We start from the raw sequence: 17077 nt of genomic DNA on the forward strand, positions 1-17077 counted from the left end.
CATTCACGCAAACTTGGTTGCCGGCCAACTGCCGGCGCAGAAACTCATTGGGTCAGCGGCAGTACCTGCCAGCGCCCGTCTTGCTGAATCAATTGCCGATCACAATCCGCCTCGAGAGCAGCACTCAACGGCTGGCCAGGCAGGGCCTGGACCACACGCTGGCCCTCGTTGCGCAACTGGCAGACCTGCTGCCAGAGGGCCGCGTCGCCACTGTCCGGCATCCAGATGCCGCCAGTTGGCAATACGACCTCCGCTCGCCCCAGTGTGACCAGGGTCTTCAAATCCGTGGAGAAACCGGTGGCCGGGCGCGCCCGGCCGAAATCGGCGCCGATGTCGTCATAGCGACCGCCCTGGGCGATCGACTGACCTTCACCCGGGACGAACACCGCGAACACCACACCGGTGTGGTAGTTGTAGCCGCGCAGCTCGCCGAGGTCGAAATACAGCGGCAGCTCGGGGAAACGCGACGCCAGACGGTCGGCGATCGCCAGCAGGTCGTCCAGCGCCGCCAGCACGCTGGCCGGGGCACGGCCCAGGCGCACGCGGGCTTCGGCCAGCACTTCGCGACCACCGCACAGCTCGACCAGGGCGCGCAGCATGTTGCCCAGGTCCTTCGGCAGGTCGGCGGTCAGCGCCTGCACTTCATCAACCGACTTGCGCTGCAGGGCGTCGAACAACTGCTGTTCGACGGCGCCCGAGAGGCCGGCGGCGCGCGCCAGGCCACGGTAGATGCCGACATGACCGAGGTCCATGTGCACATCCGCGACGTCGGTCAGCTGCAGCGTGGCGAGCATCAGGCTGATGACCTCGACATCGCTGGTAGGGCTGGCGTCGCCGTACAGTTCGGCACCCAGCTGGATCGGGCTGCGCGAGGTGGACAGGGCACGCGGCTGGGCGTGCAGCACGCTACCGGCGTAGCACAGGCGGCTCGGGCCTTCGCGGCGCAGGGTGTGGGCGTCGATGCGCGCCACTTGCGGCGTGAAGTCGGCGCGGAAGCCCATCAGGCGGCCCGACTGTGGGTCGACCACCTTGAAGGTGCGCTGATCCAGGTCCTGGCCGGCGCCGGTGAGCAGCGACTCCAGGTACTCGATATGCGGGGTGACGACCAGTTCGTAGCCCCAACTCTGGAACAGGTCCAACACCTGGCGGCGCGCGATCTCGATGCGCGCAGCCTCAGGTGGCAGTACTTCCTCGATGCCATCTGGCAGCAGCCAGCGGTCTACCGTTGCCATTACGCCATTTCCCCTCTGGTCCGGGCGGCTTGCCTGCAGGCGAGCCGTCAGTGAAGCAGGCATTGGCGCACATAGCGGGCAGCACTAATCCCAGCGCCACCACCGTACCCAATACCCTCGAATTGCCTTGCGACCTGACCAAGCCGTCGACTGGCCGTTTGCCAATCAACCTTGCAGACGCAAAAAAGCCGGGAAATTTCCCGGCTGCCGCATCATACACCCCTTTTCATTCAGGATGCACCCTGCCTGGAGTTTTAGCTGCCAGGCGGGGTGTTTCCTCAACAGAGCATCAGGGCTTGCTCTTGTCCAGGAAGCGGAAGAACTCGTTCTTCGGATCCAGAACCAGCACGTCGCTCTTGCTCGAGAAGCTCTCGCGGTATGCCTGCAGGCTACGGTGGAACGCGTAGAAATCAGCCTCCTGGCTGTAGGCCTTGGCATAGATGGCGGCCGCCTGGGCGTCGCCGTCACCGCGGGTTTCCTCAGCTTCGCGATAGGCTTCGGCCAGCAGTACACGGCGCTGACGATCGGCATCCGCGCGGATACCCTCGGCCAGCTCGTTACCCTTGGCACGATGCTCGCGGGCTTCGCGCTCACGCTCGGTGCTCATGCGGTCGAACACGCTGCGGTTGACTTCCTTCGGCAGGTCGATGGCCTTGACGCGCACGTCGACCACCTCGATACCCAGTTCCTTGCTGGCCATGCGGTTCAGCGAGGCAGTGATGTCAGCCATCAGCGCGTCACGTTCACCGGATACCACTTCGTGCAGGGTACGCTTGCCGAATTGGTCGCGCAGGCCGCTTTCCAGACGCCGCGACAGACGCTCGTCGGCGATCTGCTTCATGCCGGAGGTGGCAGTGTAGAAGCGTTCGGCATCCTTGACGCGCCACTTGGCGTAGGCGTCGACCATCACCGCTTTCTTCTCCAGGGTCAGGAACCGCTGGGTCGGGGCGTCGAGGGTCATCAGGCGAGCGTCGAACTTGCGGACCTGGTTCACATACGGGATCTTCACATGCAGCCCCGGCTGGACATCCGCCTGGACTACCTTACCGAAGCGCAACAGTACCGCACGCTCGGTCTGGGACACGATGTAGAAGCTGTTCCAGGCCACGATGGCCAGGACCACAGCGGCGATCAGGGCGATCAGCGATCTATTGCTCATCAGCGGCTCTCCCTAGTACGCATCTGCTGCTGTTGCTGTTGAAGGTCCTGCGCCGCACGTGCTGCTGCATCGTTGGCCGACGGGGCAACGCCGGTGACAGGTGCGGTCGTGTTGCGACTGCCTTCGACCATCTTGTCCAGCGGCAGGTAGAGCAGGTTGTTCTGCCCGTCCTTGGTCGCCACCATGACCTTGCTCGAATTGCTGTAGACCTCTTGCATGGTCTCCAGGTACAGACGCTGACGGGTCACGTCAGGTGCCTTGTGGTACTCGGCGACCAGCTTGGTGAAGCGGTCGGCCTCACCCTTGGCACGGGCGATGACTTCGTCGCGGTAACCGTTGGCGTCCTCGATGATGCGCTGGGCCTGACCACGGGCTTCCGGCACCACGCCGTTGGCGTAGGATTCGGCCTGGTTGCGGGCACGCTGTTCATCTTCACGGGCGCGGATCACGTCGTCGAAGGCTTCCTGCACTTCACGCGGGGCTGCCGCGCTCTGTACGTTGACCTGGGTGACGGTGATGCCGGTACGGTAGTTGTCGAGGAAGCGCTGCAGGCGTTCGCGGATATCCACGGCCATCTGTTCGCGACCTTCGGTCAGCACCTGGTCCATCGAAGTGGAACCCACCACGTGGCGCAGGGCGCTGTCGGTGGCATGCTGCAAGCTCACCTCGGGCTGGTCGACGTTGAGCACGAAGTCCTGCAGGTTGCTGATCTTGTACTGGACGGTCAGCGGCACCTCGACGATGTTCTCGTCTTCGGTGAGCATCTGGCCCTGCTTGGTGTAGGCACGCTCGCGCGTGACGTTTTCCATGTACTTGCGATCGATTGGCGGGAAGTAGATGTTCAGGCCGGGACCGACCGTCTCATAGTACTTGCCGAAGCGCAGCACGACGGCCTGCTCCTGCTCGTCGACCACGTACACGGCGCTGTACAGCCAGATGGCAGCCAGTACCGCCAGGCCGATGCCCAGCAGGCCATAGCCTCCGCCCTTGCCGACATTGCGGTCACCGCCTCGTTTCTTGCCGCTGCCGAACATGCCGTTGAGGCTGTCCTGCAGTTTGCGGAAGGCCTCGTCCAGATCCGGCGGACCTTTTTTGTCGCCACCGCCGCCGCCGCCACCACGGCGACCGCCCCAGGGATCCTGATTGTTCGAGTTGCCACCCGGCTCGTTCCAAGCCATAGCGCTCTCCATCTGATAAAGCAAAGACGCGCCCACGGCGCGCCGTCCAATGCTACAGAATGCCTGCCACTGCCGCCCGGCGACCTCGCCGGGCATTTATTGCAAAGTGTGTTGCTCGACAAACACTTGCGGCTCCATGCCTTCACGGCTGACCAGGCGATTCAATTCGACCCGGGGCAACCGAACACTCAGCAGGTAGCGCCCTTCTTCGTCATGCGTTTCACTCTGCACGGCACCCAAGGCAAAGAATTGCGCGCGCAAGCGAGCAAAACGCTGCTCCAGACACAGGGTACCGACATACAGATCATCCCCCAGCAACTCGGCAATCGCCTGGCCAACCAGCTCCAGGCCACGTCCATCGCGTGCCGATACCCAGACCCGCTCCGGCTTGCCATCGGCATCGCGCTGAATCTGCGGCTCGACATCTTCCAGCAAGTCGAGTTTGTTATAGACCTCGAGGATCGGCAAGCCTTCGGCACCGATCTCGCCGAGCACTGCCAATACCTGCTCGATCTGCTCCATGCGCTCTGGCTCATGGGCATCGATCACATGCAGCAACAGGTCGGCGTTGCTCGATTCTTCGAGCGTAGCCCGAAAAGCCTCCACCAGCTTGTGCGGCAGGTGGCGAATGAAACCTACGGTGTCAGCCAGCACGATCGGCCCGAGGTCGTCGAGCTGGAGACGGCGCAGGGTCGGATCGAGCGTGGCGAACAACTGGTCCGCGGCATACACCTCGGACTGGGTCAGGGCATTGAACAGGGTGGACTTGCCGGCGTTGGTGTAGCCCACCAGCGATACCGACGGGATATCCGCACGGCGGCGGCCACGACGGGCCTGCTCGCGCTGGCTGCGGACCTTTTCCAGGCGCCCCTTGATCTGCCGCAGGCGCACCCGCAGCAAGCGACGGTCGGTTTCAAGCTGGGTTTCACCCGGACCACGCAGGCCGATACCACCCTTTTGTCGCTCAAGGTGGGTCCAGCCGCGCACCAGCCGCGTGCTCATGTGCTCGAGCTGGGCCAGTTCGACCTGCAGCTTGCCTTCATGGGTACGCGCCCGCTGGGCGAAGATGTCGAGGATCAGCCCGGTACGGTCGAGCACACGACACTCGAAGACACGCTCGAGGTTGCGCTCCTGACTGGGCGTGAGGGTGTGATTGAAAATCACCAGGTCTACCTGTTCGGCTTTGACCAGGTCGCGCAACTCTTCGACCTTGCCGCTGCCAATCAGGTATTTGGCGGTAGGCTGATGCCTTGCCACCGTGACCAGCGAAACGATGTCGGCACCGGCCGACAATGCCAGTTCCTGAAACTCCTGCGGATCTTCGCGCGCCTCAGGGTTCTGACCTTCCAAGTGAACGAGCAGTGCACGTTCACCACCACCGTGGCGCTCAAAGAACAATGCAGGCTCCTATCAGGCGTTGCCTGGCTCGCTGTCACCGTGTTCGGAATCGGACGGGCTGGGCAGGCGAACCGGACGGGCAGGAACCACGGTCGAAATGGCGTGCTTGTAGACCATCTGGCTGACGGTGTTCTTCAGCAGTACCACGAACTGGTCGAAGGATTCGATCGAGCCCTGCAGCTTGATACCGTTGACCAGGTAAATCGACACCGGGACCTTTTCTTTTCTCAAGGTGTTCAAGTAAGGGTCTTGTAGCGAATGCCCTTTTGACATATGCCGCACTCCTGTAAGGATCAATAGTAGAAATTCAAAGAAATCGAATAAGTTGTGCCGCCCCTTCGCAAGAATAGACGGCAATCAGCAGGGACTCAGCTCAATATGGAGACGGTCCCCAGGTATTTCAAGGTGCGGGACAGATTGTCGCAGGCCAGGCTGTCGAGCCAATGTACATCAGGCCAACCACGCAACCAGGTGAACTGCCGCTTGGCCAGCTGCCGGGTAGCAATGATACCGCGTTCGCGCATCTCGCTCTCGGTCAGCTTGCCATCGAGATAGTCCCAGACCTGCCGATACCCCACTGCCCGTATAGACGGCAGCCCGGCGTGCAAGTCACTTCTGGCTCGCAGCGATCGGACCTCGTCGACGAAGCCCTGTTCCAGCATTTGTGAAAATCGTAGCGCAATTCGCTGATGCAAAATGTGACGATCTGTAGGAGCAATCGCCAAACTCGCGACAGTATAGGGCAAATGCCCGCCGGCGCCTGCGTCTGCGCCGCGACTTTCCGCGAATTGACGCTGGCGATGGGCCGTCATGCTCTCGCCACTCACCCGAAAGACCTCCAGCGCGCGAATCAGGCGCTGCGGGTCATTGGGGTGGATGCGCGCCGCGGACTCCGGGTCGACCTCGGCCAGTTGCCGGTGCAACTCGGCCAGGCCCAGCGCCTCGGCCTGGGCTTCCAGCTCGGCGCGCACCGCAGCGTCCGCCGCCGGCATGTCCGCCAGGCCCTCGATCAACGCCTTGTAATAGAGCATGGTGCCGCCGACCAGCAGCGGCACCTTGCCGCGTGCGGTGATCTCGGCCATGGCCTCCAGCGCATCGGCACGGAACTGCGCGGCGGAATAGCTTTCGGCGGGGTCGCGGATGTCGATCAGGCGGTGCGGATGGGCCGCCAGGATCTCCTTGGAAGGCTTGGCCGAACCGATGTCCATGCCGCGGTAGACCAGCGCCGAGTCGACGCTGATCAGCTCGCAGGGCAGGACCTGGGTCAGCTCGATGGCGAGGTCGGTCTTGCCGGCCGCCGTGGGGCCCATGAGAAATATTGCTGGGGGCTTGCCGCTCATGTCATCGACCGCGCAGGAAAAGTTTGTCCAGATCGTCCAGGCCCATCTGGGTCCAGGTGGGACGGCCGTGGTTGCACTGGCCGCTGCGCTCGGTGTTTTCCATATCGCGCAGCAGGGCGTTCATCTCGGGGATGGCCAGCCGTCGGTTGGCGCGCACGGCGCCGTGGCAGGCCATGGTGCCGAGCAGTTCGTTGAGGTGCGCCTGGATGCGGTCGCTGGTGCCGTATTCCATCAGGTCGGCGAGTACGTCCTGGACCAGGCGATTGGCCTCGGCCTGCTTGAGCAAGGCCGGGATCTGGCGAATCGCCAGGGTTTCCGGCCCCAGACGCTGCAACTCGAAGCCCAGCCGCTGGAACCACTGCCCATGCTCCTCGGCGCAATCGGCCTCGCGCTGGCTCAGCGCCAGTGTCTCGGGCACCAGCAGCGGCTGGCCGCTCAGGCCTTCACTGGCCATGGCCACCTTGAGGCGCTCGTACATGATGCGCTCGTGGGCAGCATGCATGTCCACCAGCACCAGTCCGACGGCGTTCTCGGCGAGGATGTAGATACCTTTGAGCTGGGCCAGGGCATAACCCAGCGGCGGGATGTCGCCTTGGCTCGCGGGCAGCGCCGGCGGCGCAGCCGCGCCGTCGTTCAAGGGTTTGTAGAACTCGCGATAGGCCGCTTGTGCCTCGGCCGCCGGCAGCGGCTGAGACGGGCGCGGTGTGTACTGGTATTGATAACCCGCACCGCTGCCGCCATTGGACACCGAAAACTGAGGTGCCTGGGGCTGTTCGAGCACCGGCGAGGCCAGGCGCATCTCACCTTGCGGCCCGAATTCACCGACTTGCTGGCCACTCGGGCGGACGATCTCGGCAGCCGCGGCAGGCGCCGCCAGCTGGTCTTCGGGGCGAACGTCGGCCAAGGCACGGTGCAAGGTGCCGTAGAGGAAGTCGTGCACCGAGCGCCCTTCGCGGAAACGCACTTCGTGCTTGGTCGGATGCACGTTGACGTCGACGCCGTTGGGCTCGAGCTCGAGGAACAGCACGAATGTCGGGTGCCGCCCATTGAACAGCACATCGCGATAGGCCTGGCGCACGGCGTGGGCGACCAGCTTGTCGCGCACCGCGCGACCATTGACGAAGAAGTACTGCAGGTCGGCCTGGCTGCGCGAGAACGTCGGCAGGCCGACCCAACCCCACAGCCGCAGGCCATTGCGCTCGACATCGATGGGCAGTGCCTGCTCCATGAAACCTGGGCCGCAGATGGCGCCGACCCGCCGCGCACGTGCTGTTTCGTCGTGCGCTTCGTGCAGACTGAGAATGCTCTTGCCGTTATGACGCAGGTGGAAGCCGACATCGAAACGGGCCAGGGCCAGGCGGCGGATGACTTCCTGGAGGTGGTCGAACTCGGTCTTCTCGGCCTTGAGGAACTTGCGTCGCGCCGGGGTATTGAAGAACAGGTCGCGCACTTCCACCGAAGTACCCACCGGATGCGCGGCAGGCTGCACCCGCGGAGTCATGTCGCGACCTTCGGCTTCCACCTGCCAGGCTTCGGTTGCGCTGGCAGTGCGAGAGGTCAGGGTCAGGCGCGCCACCGAGCTGATCGAGGCCAGGGCCTCGCCACGAAAGCCCAGGCTCAGCACCCCTTCGAGGTCTTCCAGTTCACGGATCTTGCTGGTGGCGTGACGGGCCAGGGCCAGCGGCAGGTCATCGGCGGAAATACCACCGCCGTCGTCGCGCACCCGCAGCAGCTTGACGCCACCCTGCTCGACCTCGACGTCGATGCGCCGGGCACCGGAATCGAGGCTGTTCTCGAGCAGCTCCTTGGCCACCGAGGCCGGGCGCTCGACCACCTCGCCCGCGGCGATCTGGTTGGCCAGCCGCGGGCTGAGCAGCTGGATGCGCGACCCACCACTCATTGCGAAGCCAGCGTAGTGGCGGGGATAGAGAGGTGCTGGCCGACCTTCAGCTCATCGGTCTTGAGGCTGTTGCTACTGCGCAGGCTGGGGACGCTGACCTGGTAGCGCACGGCAATCATCGCCAGGGTTTCGCCAGGGCGCACGGTATGGTCGCGCGGCCCCTGGGCAATCTTGCCGCTGTCACGCAGCCAGGCCACATAGGTGCCGGGCGGCGGGTTTTGCTGGAAGTACTGGCGCACACCGGTATGGATCGAGCGGGCCAGGGCCTGCTGATGGCTGGAGGTGGCCAGTTTGGCGGCTTCATTGTTGTTGGAAATGAACCCGGTTTCGACGAGGATCGACGGAATGTCCGGCGACTTCAGCACCATGAAGCCCGCCTGCTCTACCCGTTGCTTGTGCAGCGAGGTGACGCGCCCCATGTTGCCGAGCACCTTCTGCCCGACATTGAGGCTGGAGCTGAGCGTCGCGGTCATCGACAGGTCGAGCAGCACGCCCGCCAGCATGCGGTCCTTGTCGTCGAGGCTGACATTGCCGGCACCGCCGATCAGGTCGGAACGGTTTTCCGTGTCGGCCAGCCAACGCGCGGTCTCGGACGTGGCGCCGCGGTCGGACAGGGCGAACACCGACGCCCCGAACGCCGCCCGCGACGGCGCCGCGTCGGCGTGAATCGAGATGAACAGGTCGGCGCCCTTCTTGCGGGCGATCTCGGTGCGCTTGCGCAGCGGAATGAAGTAGTCGCCGGTACGGGTCAGCTCGGCGCGGTAGCCCTTCTCGGAGTTGATCTGGCGCTGCAGCTCCTTGGCGATCTGCAGCACGATGTCTTTCTCGTGCTGGCCGCGCGAGCCGGAGGCACCCGGGTCCTCACCGCCATGGCCGGCGTCGATGGCGACCACGATGTCACGCTTGCCGGCAGGTACAGGCGGCAGCTTGATCGCCGGCTGAGCCGGGCTGACCGGCACGGCCGGCGTGGTCGCCGGGGTAGGTACTGGCGTCGGCGGTGCTGGCGGCGTCGTGGCAGCGATGGCGTCCGACTCCTGGTCGTACAGGTCGACCACCAGGCGGTTGCCATACTGGGCGTTGGGCGCCAGCGTGAAGCTCTTGGGCGTCACCGATTTCTTCAGGTCGACCACCACGCGCAGGTCAGTGGGCGTGCGCTGTGCCGAGCGCACGCTGCTGATCGGCGTGTTCGAAGTGGAGACACTCAGCGGCGCAGCCAGGGTCGCGCCATTGATGTCGATGACCAGGCGATCGGGCGCACTCAGGGTGAAGACGCTATGCTGCACCGGGCCTGAAAGGTCAAAGACCAGCCGCGTGTTGTCCGGCGCACGCCACAGGCGCATGCTCTTGACTTGTGTGACGGCCAGAGCGTCAACGGTCACCGCTGTCAGCAGCAGCCCAACGACAGCGACCAGTGCGCGTATGCGCATACCTACCCCACTTACTGTTTATTGTGTTTTGGCCAGTGCAACGCACCAGGCCTCGCCGCGAGTCCCCTGCGGCGAAAGGTTCAGCGAGCGTCCGCCCGCTTGGGGGCTTATGGTAATGGTCAGGTCAGGCTTTGGCAAAACGCCCGCACCCTTTTGTGGCCACTCGAACAGGCACAGCGGATCGCCCTCGAAGTAGTCGCGAATGCCCATGAACTCCAGCTCTTCCGGGTCGACCAGGCGATACAGGTCGAAGTGGAAGGCACGCACCTCACCGATTTCGTAGGGCTCGACCACGGTGAACGTGGGACTTTTCACTGCACCAGTATGGCCCAGGCCACGGATCAGACCGCGGGACAGGGTGGTTTTCCCCGCCCCCAGGTCACCTTCGAGAAAAATCACGCCGTGACCGCCGGTCACCTCGGCCAGTTTGGCGCCGAATGCCACGGTAGCCGCTTCATCGGCCAGAAACAGGGTTATGCCTGACACGCAGAATGTTCCTCCAACAATTCACGAATGACGGGCGCCAGATCGCTGGCCGCCAAGCCTCTACCTTTGACTCCCAGACGCTCGCCAGCGCAGGCGTGCAGCCACACGCCCAGGCAGGCGGCACTCCAGGCGTCCAGCCCCTGGGCCAGCAAGGCGCCCAGTACGCCGGTCAACACATCGCCCAGGCCCGCCCCGGCCATTGCCGGATGACCGCGCTCGCACAGTGCCAGCTGCCCTGCCGGATCGGCGACCAGGGTGCCGGCACCCTTGAGCACACAGATGCTGGCATAGCGCCGCGCCAGCTTGCGGGCAGCGCCGGCGCGGTCGGCCTGGACCGCTTCGGTGGAAATGCCCAGCAAGCGCGCAGCCTCCCCTGGATGAGGCGTCAGGATACTGCCGCTGGGCAAGGCCAGCGGTGTACGCGCCAGCAGGTTCAATGCATCGGCGTCCCACACCTGGGGCTGCTCGGCATTGGCCACTGCCGACAGCAGGCTGCGGCCCCAGGCCGCCTGGCCCAGGCCAGGGCCGACCACCAGCACCGAGGCACGCTCCAGCAGCCCCATCAACTGGTTGGCCGAGCTCACCCCGAGGCACATGACCTCCGGCAGGCGGGCAAGGCTTGCGGCAACATGCTCGGGCCGGGTCGCCACGCTGACCAGGCCGGCGCCACAGCGCAGCGCGGCCTCGGCACCGAGCAGTACCGCGCCACCGGTTCCAAGGTCGCCGCCGACCACCAGCACATGGCCGAAGTCGCCTTTCTGGGCATGCGCAGGCCTTGCCGGCAAGCGCGCCACCGTCCTGCTGCCAAGCAATTGCGGGGGCTGACTGAGGTGTTTGGTCTGGGGCATGAGGTCAAAGGCTCCAATGTCTGGCAGAATTATACGCACCTGAGCCCGTATTGCCTTGCCCATCCATGTCCGCTTGCACACTTGACCTCGCCGCACTGGCCCAATCGATCAAGCATTGGGGCCGAGAACTCGGTTTTGCCCACGTCGGCATCGCCGGGGTGGACCTTGGCGAGCACGAACAGCACCTGCAGCGCTGGCTCGACGCCGGCTACCAGGGCGAGATGGAATACCTCGGCGCGCACGGCAGCAAGCGGGCCCACCCCGAGCAACTGATTCCCGGCACCGTGCGCGTGGTCTCGTTGCGCATGGACTACCTGCCTGGCGACACGCAAATGGCACAACGGCTGGCGCAGCCGGAAAAGGCCTATGTATCGCGCTACGCCCTGGGACGCGACTATCACAAGCTGGTGCGCAAACGCGTGCAGCATCTGGCCGACCGCATCCAGGAAGACATCGGCCCGTTCGGCTATCGCGCCTTCGTCGACAGCGCCCCGGTGCTGGAAAAGGCCCTGGCCGAACAGGCCGGGCTGGGCTGGATCGGCAAGAACACCCTGCTGCTCAACCGCAAGGCCGGCAGCTACTTCTTCCTCGCCGAACTGTTCGTCGACCTGCCGCTGCCGGTGGACGAGGCGCATGCCAGCGAACATTGCGGGCGTTGCGAGGCGTGCCTGGACATCTGCCCGACCAAGGCCTTCATCGGGCCTTATGTGCTGGATGCGCGGCGCTGCATTTCCTACCTGACCATCGAACTGAAGGGCGCGATTCCCGTCGAGTTGCGCTCGATGATGGGCAATCGGGTATTTGGCTGTGATGACTGCCAGATCGTCTGCCCGTGGAACCGTTTTGCCCAGCCGACTCAGGAGAACGACTTCCAGCCCCGGCACGGCCTGGAAAATACCGAGCTGGCAGAGATGTTCCTGTGGGATGAGCGGACCTTCCTGCGCAAGACCGAAGGCGGGCCATTGCGGCGGGCGGGGTATGAGCGTTTCTTGCGCAACCTGGCGGTGGGGTTGGGCAATGCACCTTCGACGATTCCGGTGCTGGAGGCCCTCAAGGCGCGGCGGGACGACCCTTCGGAGCTGGTGCGTGAGCATGTGCAGTGGGCGCTGGAGCGGCATGGCTGCCGTTAGGGGGCCGCTGCGCGCCCCAGCTTCACTGCTGGTCGTTATAGTGGAACTTGGGCATTTCCCAATGGAAACGAATGGCCAGCAAGCGCAGCAGGAACCCGCCAAACAAGGTCAGCAGCATGGCCTGCTCGGCCGGCAGCTTGAAATACACACACCCCAGATAGAACCACGCCGCCGCAAACGACACGCTGGCATACAGCTCACGCCGGAACACCAGCGGAATGTCGTTGCAGAAGATGTCTCGCAGAATCCCGCCAAACACCCCGGTGATCACCCCGCTGATCGACGCCACCAGCATTCCCTGCCCCATTTCCAGCGCCGTCATGCAACCAATCAGGGTGAAGGCCACCAGCCCCAGGGCATCGAGCACCAGGAACAGCGAGCGCAAGCGGCGCATCATCGGCGCAATGAAGATCGTCAGCAGTGCGGCAAGGCTGGTCAGCACCAGGTATTCCGGGTGCTTCACCCAGGTCAACGGGTAGTGCCCGAGCAGCACGTCGCGCACCGAGCCGCCACCCAGGGCGGTGACACAGGCGATCAGCACCACGCCAAACCAGTCCATGCCGCGGCGGCCGGCAGACAAGGCGCCAGTCATGGCTTCGGCGGTGATGGCGACAAGGTAGAGCATCAACAACATGGTGCGGGTCCAGATAAGCGGCAAGCAGCAAGCCTCAAGCAGCAAGCGATATGCATTGATCGGACGGATAACCGCCCCCGAACATTACACTGCTTGGCTTGTAGCTTGCCGCTCGAGGCTTGAAGCTTAAAATTTGATGAAGTGCTCGCGATAGTGGCGCAGTTCGGCGATCGACTCGCGAATGTCGTCCAGCGCGAGATGGGTGCCGCCCTTCTTGAAACTGTCACGCACATCCGGCGCCCAGCGCGCGGCCAGTTCCTTCAAGGTTGAAACGTCGAGGTTGCGGTAGTGGAAGTAGTTTTCCAGCTCGCGCATGTGACGATAAAGGAAGCGGCGGTCCTGGCAGATGCTGTTGCCGCAGATCGGCGACTTGCCCTTCGGCACCCACTGCTCGAGGAAGGCGATGGTCTGCGCCTGGGCCTCGGCCATGCTCACCTTGCTTTCCCGCACGCGCTGGGTCAGGCCCGAGGCGCCGTGGGTTCGGGTATTCCACTCATCCATCCGCGCCAGCACTTCGTCGCTGTGGTGGATGGCGATCACCGGCCCTTCGGCCAGCGTGTTCAGTTCACTGTCGGTGACGATGGTGGCCATCTCGATGATGACATCGCTGTCCGGGTCCAGACCGGTCATTTCCAGGTCGATCCAGATCAGGTTCTGTGGGTTCTGCATGCAGGGCTCCTCGAATAGGCGGTCATATTAGCCTAGCGCGGGCAGCCCGCGCATTCATGGCGCAACGCCAAGCACGATGGTACGGCGCCTGGCGTGCTAAACTGCGGGCCGTTTTCAATCGCCCCTCCACGGAACCTTCATGGCCAAACGCCAGCTCAACCGCCGCCAGAACTGGCGTATCGAAAAAATCCAGAACGAACGCGCCGCACGCGCTGCCAAGCGCGAACAGCATGCGCTGCAGGAGCTGGAGGGTGGCGACCTGGGGCCGGAACAGCTGGGGTTGGTGATCGCCCACTTCGGCGTGCAGGTCGAGGTCGAGGCTCAGGATGGCGAGGCCGCCGGCCAGGTATTCCGTTGCCACCTGCGGGCCAACCTGCCGGCGCTGGTCACCGGCGACCGCGTCGTGTGGCGCGCAGGCAACCAGGGCATCGGGGTGATCGTCGCGCAGATGCCCCGCAGCACCGAACTGTGCAGGCCGAACAACCACGGCCAGCTCAAGCCGGTGGCGGCCAACGTCGACCTGATCGTGATCGTGTTCGCACCCGCTCCCGAGCCGCATCCGAACCTGATCGACCGCTACCTGGTGGCGGCCGAGCATGCCGGCATCCGTCCATTGCTGCTACTGAACAAGGCCGACCTGATCAATGACGAGAACGGTCCGGGGCTGCATGCGCTGCTCGAGGTCTACCGCGAACTGGGCTACCCGCTGCTCGAGGTCTCGGCGCACCACGGCGACGGCATGCAGCGCCTGCAACACATGCTCGATGGCCACATCAGCGTGTTCGTCGGCCAGTCGGGCGTGGGCAAGTCATCGTTGGTCAACAGCCTGCTGCCGGATGCCGGCACGCGCGTGGGCGATCTTTCCGAATGGTCCGGCCAGGGCACGCACACCACCACTACCGCGCGCCTGTACCACTTCCCCAATGGCGGCGACCTGATCGACTCACCCGGCATTCGCGAATTCGGCCTCGGCCATGTCAGCCGTGGCGATGTGGAGGATGGCTTCATCGAGTTCCGCGACCTGTTCGGCACCTGCCGCTTCCGTGACTGCAAGCACGACCGCGAACCGGGCTGCGCCTTGCTCAAGGCACTGGAAGAAGGTCGAATCAAGCCTCAGCGGATGAGCAGCTACCGCTCGATCATTGCCAGCCTGCCGGAAGATAGCTACTGACCTGTAGGATTATTTACCTCAAAGCGTAGGACTGTTCCGGTTTTACCGTCATCTATTGCTCCGGCCGCCGCTTTCCCTGATGGTCATGACTTCTATCAGGGAGGGCAACCGTGATGCCGGTGTTCATCAGCTACCGCCACGAAGAGCGGCTTGACGCCTTCATTCTCAACGAGCGCCTCTTGCTCGAAGGCATTCCCGCACAATTGGTCCTGTTCGACTGCGACGGGCAGACCAGCGAAGACCTCTATGGCAGCTTCTGCCAGCAGGTCTGTGATGCGACCCACTGGATTGGCCTGCTGCCCGAGCGCTTCGCCGATGACTGGTGGACGGCATGGCTGCTGGGGGCTGCAGTCATGGCCAGCCGCAGAGTGAGTTTCTACCAGCCGGATGGCAACGCTTTGCCGGCTCACCTTGGCAAATGGCCGGTCTTGCGCGAGCGCGCGCATATCGACCTGTTCGTGAGGGCGTATCACGACGAATGCACATTCGCCCGGGCCTTGACCTTGCCGGCGCTCGGCGGGAGTTGGGCCGACAGGGACAATGCGGACTTCTTCCATGCCGATCTGAAGGCCAAGATCAGGCGGGGGTTTTGAAAGCGGCCCTCTTGACGCTTACTGGTCCTTCGCCTCGTCCATCTTCAAGGTGCCATCCTCGAAGATGTTCAGCTTCTGGCGCAGCTCACGCGGCTGCATCGGCGCGTCGCCTGCCCCAGGCGCGGCAGAAGCGCCAGGCGCAGCAGGTGCCGGGGCCTGGGCCGGCGGCGTCTGCGGCGCGCCCTGCTCGCCCTCGATGTTGCGCTGGGCCTTCTTGGTCAGGACGATGATGTCGATACGACGGTTCACCGGGTTGAACGGGTTCTTGCGGTCGAACAGCGACGAAGACGCATACCCCACCACCCGCGCCACCTGCTCATCCGGGTAGCCCCCGGCCACCAGCGCGCGGCGCGCGGCATTGGCACGGTTGGCCGACAACTCCCAGTTGCCGAATTCACCGCTACCCGAATAGGGCTTGGCATCGGTATGCCCGCTGATGCTGATCTTGTTCGGCACGGCCTTGATGGTGTCGGCCATGGCCAGCAGGATGTCCTCGAAATACGGCTGCAGGCGGGCACTGCCGATGTCGAACATCGGCCGGTTCTCGGCATCCATGATCTGGATGCGCAGACCGTCCTGGGTGATCTCGAACAGGATCTGATCCTTGAACTTCTGCAACTGCGGGTTCTCTTCGACCTTGTTCTGCAGCTCCTGCAGCAACAGCTCGAGGCGCTCGCGCTCGACCTGTTCGGCCATGGTCTCGACCTGATCCTTGTCCAGCTGGATGCTGGTATCAGGCGTAGGTTCGGACTTCTCTTCCGGGTTGATGGTCTTTTCCGGCGCCAGCTGCGGCGAGCCGCCCAGGTCGATGACGTAGGGCGTACCGCTTTCGGAGAAGCCGATCGGGTCCTTGAAATAGCCGGCGATGGCGATCTTCTGCTCTGGCGTTGCCGTGGACAGCAACCACAGCACCAGGAAGAAGGCCATCATCGCCGTGGCGAAGTCGGCGAAGGCGATTTTCCAGGCACCCCCATGGTGCCCGCCACCATAGCGCTTGACGCGCTTGATGATTATCGGCTGATTGTTTTCCATGACTCAGCGACCGCGAACCGCTTGTTCCAGCTCGGCGAAGCTTGGGCGGTGCTTGGGGTACAGCACCTTGCGCCCGAACTCCACGGCCAGCGAAGGCGGCATGCCCGAGGCGGAGGCAACCAGCGATGCCTTGATCGACTCGTACAGGTTGAGCTCTTCCTTGGCATCGTGCTCCAGGCACTTGGCCAGCGGCCCGAAGAAGCCATAGGCAGCGAGAATACCGAAGAAGGTACCGACCAGGGCCGCACCGACGTGCAGGCCGATGGAAGCCTGGTCGCCATCGCCCAGCGACGCCATGGTCACCACGATCCCCAATACCGCGGCGACGATACCGAAACCGGGCATGCCGTCGGCAATGCCGGTGACCGCGTGCGACGGGTGCTCGAGCTCTTCCTTCATGCTCAGCAGCTCCATGTCGAACAGGCCTTCGAGCTCATGGGGCGCCATGTTGCCGGTGGACATGATGCGCAGATAGTCGCAGATGAATGCCGTCATGCGCTCATCGCCCAGCACGGCGGGGTACTTGGCGAAGATCGGGCTGGAGGCGGCATCCTCGATGTCGCCCTCGATGGCCATCATGCCCTCGCGACGACTCTTGTTGAGGATCTCGTACACCAGGCCCAGTACCTCCAGGTAGAAGGTATGGGTGAAGCGCGTGCCGAACATCTTCATCGACTTCTTGATTACATGCATGGTCATGTAACCAGGGTTGGCCTGCATGAAGGCGCCAAAGGCCGCACCGCCGATGATCAGCACTTCGAACGGCTGGATCAGTGCCGCGATCTTGCCGTGGGAGAGCACATATCCGCCGAGCACGCTCGCGAATACGACGATGATGCCGATAATTTTAGCCATAGGTTCAAAGCACTTGCTGTCGTGG

The 17077-nt window shown here is 63.9% G+C and carries 17 protein-coding genes; 3 read left to right on the forward strand and 14 right to left on the reverse strand.

The genetic code is table 11. The features are described from left to right. Positions 1-44 precede the first annotated feature (44 nt). From PPL01S_RS07795 to PPL01S_RS07840, 10 genes are all read right to left on the reverse strand, one after another. Positions 45-1232, reverse strand: coding sequence for an ATP phosphoribosyltransferase regulatory subunit (locus tag PPL01S_RS07795; RefSeq protein WP_016395241.1), 1188 nt, complete (start codon positions 1230-1232; stop codon positions 45-47). Positions 1233-1521: 289 nt separating this feature from the next. Beyond that, positions 1522-2391 carry a protease modulator HflC gene (hflC, locus tag PPL01S_RS07800; protein WP_028625486.1) on the reverse strand — a complete coding sequence of 290 codons (870 nt, stop codon included), beginning with the start codon at positions 2389-2391 and terminating at the stop codon, positions 1522-1524. Continuing rightward, positions 2391-3569, reverse strand: coding sequence for an FtsH protease activity modulator HflK (hflK, locus tag PPL01S_RS07805; protein ID WP_016395243.1), 1179 nt, complete (start codon positions 3567-3569; stop codon positions 2391-2393). The genes hflC and hflK overlap by 1 nt, the downstream gene beginning before the upstream one ends. Positions 3570-3665: 96 nt before the next feature. After that, positions 3666-4967: a ribosome rescue GTPase HflX gene (gene hflX / locus PPL01S_RS07810; RefSeq protein WP_016395244.1), complete on the reverse strand. Its 1302-nt coding sequence runs from the start codon at positions 4965-4967 to the stop codon at positions 3666-3668. Positions 4968-4979: 12 nt separating this feature from the next. Continuing rightward, positions 4980-5240, reverse strand: coding sequence for an RNA chaperone Hfq (gene hfq / locus PPL01S_RS07815; protein WP_003258160.1), 261 nt, complete (start codon positions 5238-5240; stop codon positions 4980-4982). A 95-nt stretch (positions 5241-5335) separates the two neighbouring features. Further along, on the reverse strand, positions 5336-6307 hold the full coding sequence (gene miaA / locus PPL01S_RS07820) for a tRNA (adenosine(37)-N6)-dimethylallyltransferase MiaA (protein ID WP_016395245.1): 972 nt from the start codon (positions 6305-6307) through the stop codon (positions 5336-5338). 1 nt (position 6308) lies between these two features. Next, positions 6309-8207, reverse strand: coding sequence for a DNA mismatch repair endonuclease MutL (gene mutL, locus PPL01S_RS07825; RefSeq protein ID WP_028625485.1), 1899 nt, complete (start codon positions 8205-8207; stop codon positions 6309-6311). Further along, the gene (locus tag PPL01S_RS07830; protein ID WP_016395247.1) at positions 8204-9634 is read right to left on the reverse strand and encodes an N-acetylmuramoyl-L-alanine amidase; all 1431 of its coding nucleotides are present in this window, start codon (positions 9632-9634) and stop codon (positions 8204-8206) included. The genes mutL and PPL01S_RS07830 overlap by 4 nt, the downstream gene beginning before the upstream one ends. A gap of 18 nt (positions 9635-9652) precedes the next feature. Beyond that, entirely contained in the window at positions 9653-10120 is a 468-nt protein-coding gene (tsaE, locus tag PPL01S_RS07835) for a tRNA (adenosine(37)-N6)-threonylcarbamoyltransferase complex ATPase subunit type 1 TsaE (RefSeq protein ID WP_016395248.1), read from the reverse strand. Further along, positions 10108-10968, reverse strand: a complete 861-nt coding sequence (locus PPL01S_RS07840; protein WP_016395249.1) for an NAD(P)H-hydrate dehydratase — start codon at positions 10966-10968, stop codon at positions 10108-10110. The genes tsaE and PPL01S_RS07840 overlap by 13 nt, the downstream gene beginning before the upstream one ends. 65 nt (positions 10969-11033) lie before the next feature. Between PPL01S_RS07840 and queG the strand changes: the two genes are divergently transcribed. After that, on the forward strand, positions 11034-12098 hold the full coding sequence (gene queG / locus PPL01S_RS07845; protein WP_016395250.1) for a tRNA epoxyqueuosine(34) reductase QueG: 1065 nt from the start codon (positions 11034-11036) through the stop codon (positions 12096-12098). A gap of 22 nt (positions 12099-12120) precedes the next feature. Here queG and PPL01S_RS07850 read toward each other — a convergent pair whose 3' ends face one another. Next, positions 12121-12732, reverse strand: coding sequence for a trimeric intracellular cation channel family protein (locus tag PPL01S_RS07850; RefSeq protein WP_016395251.1), 612 nt, complete (start codon positions 12730-12732; stop codon positions 12121-12123). A 126-nt stretch (positions 12733-12858) separates the two neighbouring features. Further along, on the reverse strand, positions 12859-13401 hold the full coding sequence (gene orn / locus PPL01S_RS07855) for an oligoribonuclease (RefSeq protein WP_016395252.1): 543 nt from the start codon (positions 13399-13401) through the stop codon (positions 12859-12861). Between the two features lie 139 nt (positions 13402-13540). Here orn and rsgA point away from each other — a divergent pair, with 139 nt between their 5' ends. Beyond that, the gene (gene rsgA, locus PPL01S_RS07860; RefSeq protein ID WP_016395253.1) at positions 13541-14572 is read left to right on the forward strand and encodes a small ribosomal subunit biogenesis GTPase RsgA; all 1032 of its coding nucleotides are present in this window, start codon (positions 13541-13543) and stop codon (positions 14570-14572) included. A gap of 113 nt (positions 14573-14685) precedes the next feature. Further along, positions 14686-15165 (forward strand): hypothetical protein, encoded by a 480-nt coding sequence (locus tag PPL01S_RS07865; RefSeq protein ID WP_016395254.1) that lies wholly within the window; start codon positions 14686-14688, stop codon positions 15163-15165. An 18-nt stretch (positions 15166-15183) separates the two neighbouring features. Here the strand turns inward: PPL01S_RS07865 and motB are convergent, their stop codons facing one another. Continuing rightward, positions 15184-16197, reverse strand: a complete 1014-nt coding sequence (gene motB, locus PPL01S_RS07870; protein ID WP_016395255.1) for a flagellar motor protein MotB — start codon at positions 16195-16197, stop codon at positions 15184-15186. 3 nt (positions 16198-16200) lie between these two features. After that, on the reverse strand, positions 16201-17052 hold the full coding sequence (gene motA, locus PPL01S_RS07875; protein WP_016395256.1) for a flagellar motor stator protein MotA: 852 nt from the start codon (positions 17050-17052) through the stop codon (positions 16201-16203). Positions 17053-17077: the final 25 nt, after the last annotated feature.

The sequence above is a fragment of the Pseudomonas plecoglossicida NBRC 103162 = DSM 15088 genome, from assembly GCF_000730665.1.
GTDB lineage: Bacteria > Pseudomonadota > Gammaproteobacteria > Pseudomonadales > Pseudomonadaceae > Aquipseudomonas > Aquipseudomonas plecoglossicida.

Coding starts and splice junctions, on each gene's coding strand:
- PPL01S_RS07795 (WP_016395241.1), bottom strand. CDS start 1,232: ATGGCAACGGTAGACCGCTGGCTGCTGCCAGATGGCATCGAGGAAGTA.
- hflC (WP_028625486.1), bottom strand. CDS start 2,391: ATGAGCAATAGATCGCTGATCGCCCTGATCGCCGCTGTGGTCCTGGCC.
- hflK (WP_016395243.1), bottom strand. CDS start 3,569: ATGGCTTGGAACGAGCCGGGTGGCAACTCGAACAATCAGGATCCCTGG.
- hfq (WP_003258160.1), bottom strand. CDS start 5,240: ATGTCAAAAGGGCATTCGCTACAAGACCCTTACTTGAACACCTTGAGA.
- miaA (WP_016395245.1), bottom strand. CDS start 6,307: ATGAGCGGCAAGCCCCCAGCAATATTTCTCATGGGCCCCACGGCGGCC.
- mutL (WP_028625485.1), bottom strand. CDS start 8,207: ATGAGTGGTGGGTCGCGCATCCAGCTGCTCAGCCCGCGGCTGGCCAAC.
- PPL01S_RS07830 (WP_016395247.1), bottom strand. CDS start 9,634: ATGCGCATACGCGCACTGGTCGCTGTCGTTGGGCTGCTGCTGACAGCG.
- PPL01S_RS07840 (WP_016395249.1), bottom strand. CDS start 10,968: ATGCCCCAGACCAAACACCTCAGTCAGCCCCCGCAATTGCTTGGCAGC.
- queG (WP_016395250.1), top strand. CDS start 11,034: ATGTCCGCTTGCACACTTGACCTCGCCGCACTGGCCCAATCGATCAAG.
- PPL01S_RS07850 (WP_016395251.1), bottom strand. CDS start 12,732: ATGTTGTTGATGCTCTACCTTGTCGCCATCACCGCCGAAGCCATGACT.
- orn (WP_016395252.1), bottom strand. CDS start 13,401: ATGCAGAACCCACAGAACCTGATCTGGATCGACCTGGAAATGACCGGT.
- rsgA (WP_016395253.1), top strand. CDS start 13,541: ATGGCCAAACGCCAGCTCAACCGCCGCCAGAACTGGCGTATCGAAAAA.
- PPL01S_RS07865 (WP_016395254.1), top strand. CDS start 14,686: ATGCCGGTGTTCATCAGCTACCGCCACGAAGAGCGGCTTGACGCCTTC.
- motB (WP_016395255.1), bottom strand. CDS start 16,197: ATGGAAAACAATCAGCCGATAATCATCAAGCGCGTCAAGCGCTATGGT.
- motA (WP_016395256.1), bottom strand. CDS start 17,052: ATGGCTAAAATTATCGGCATCATCGTCGTATTCGCGAGCGTGCTCGGC.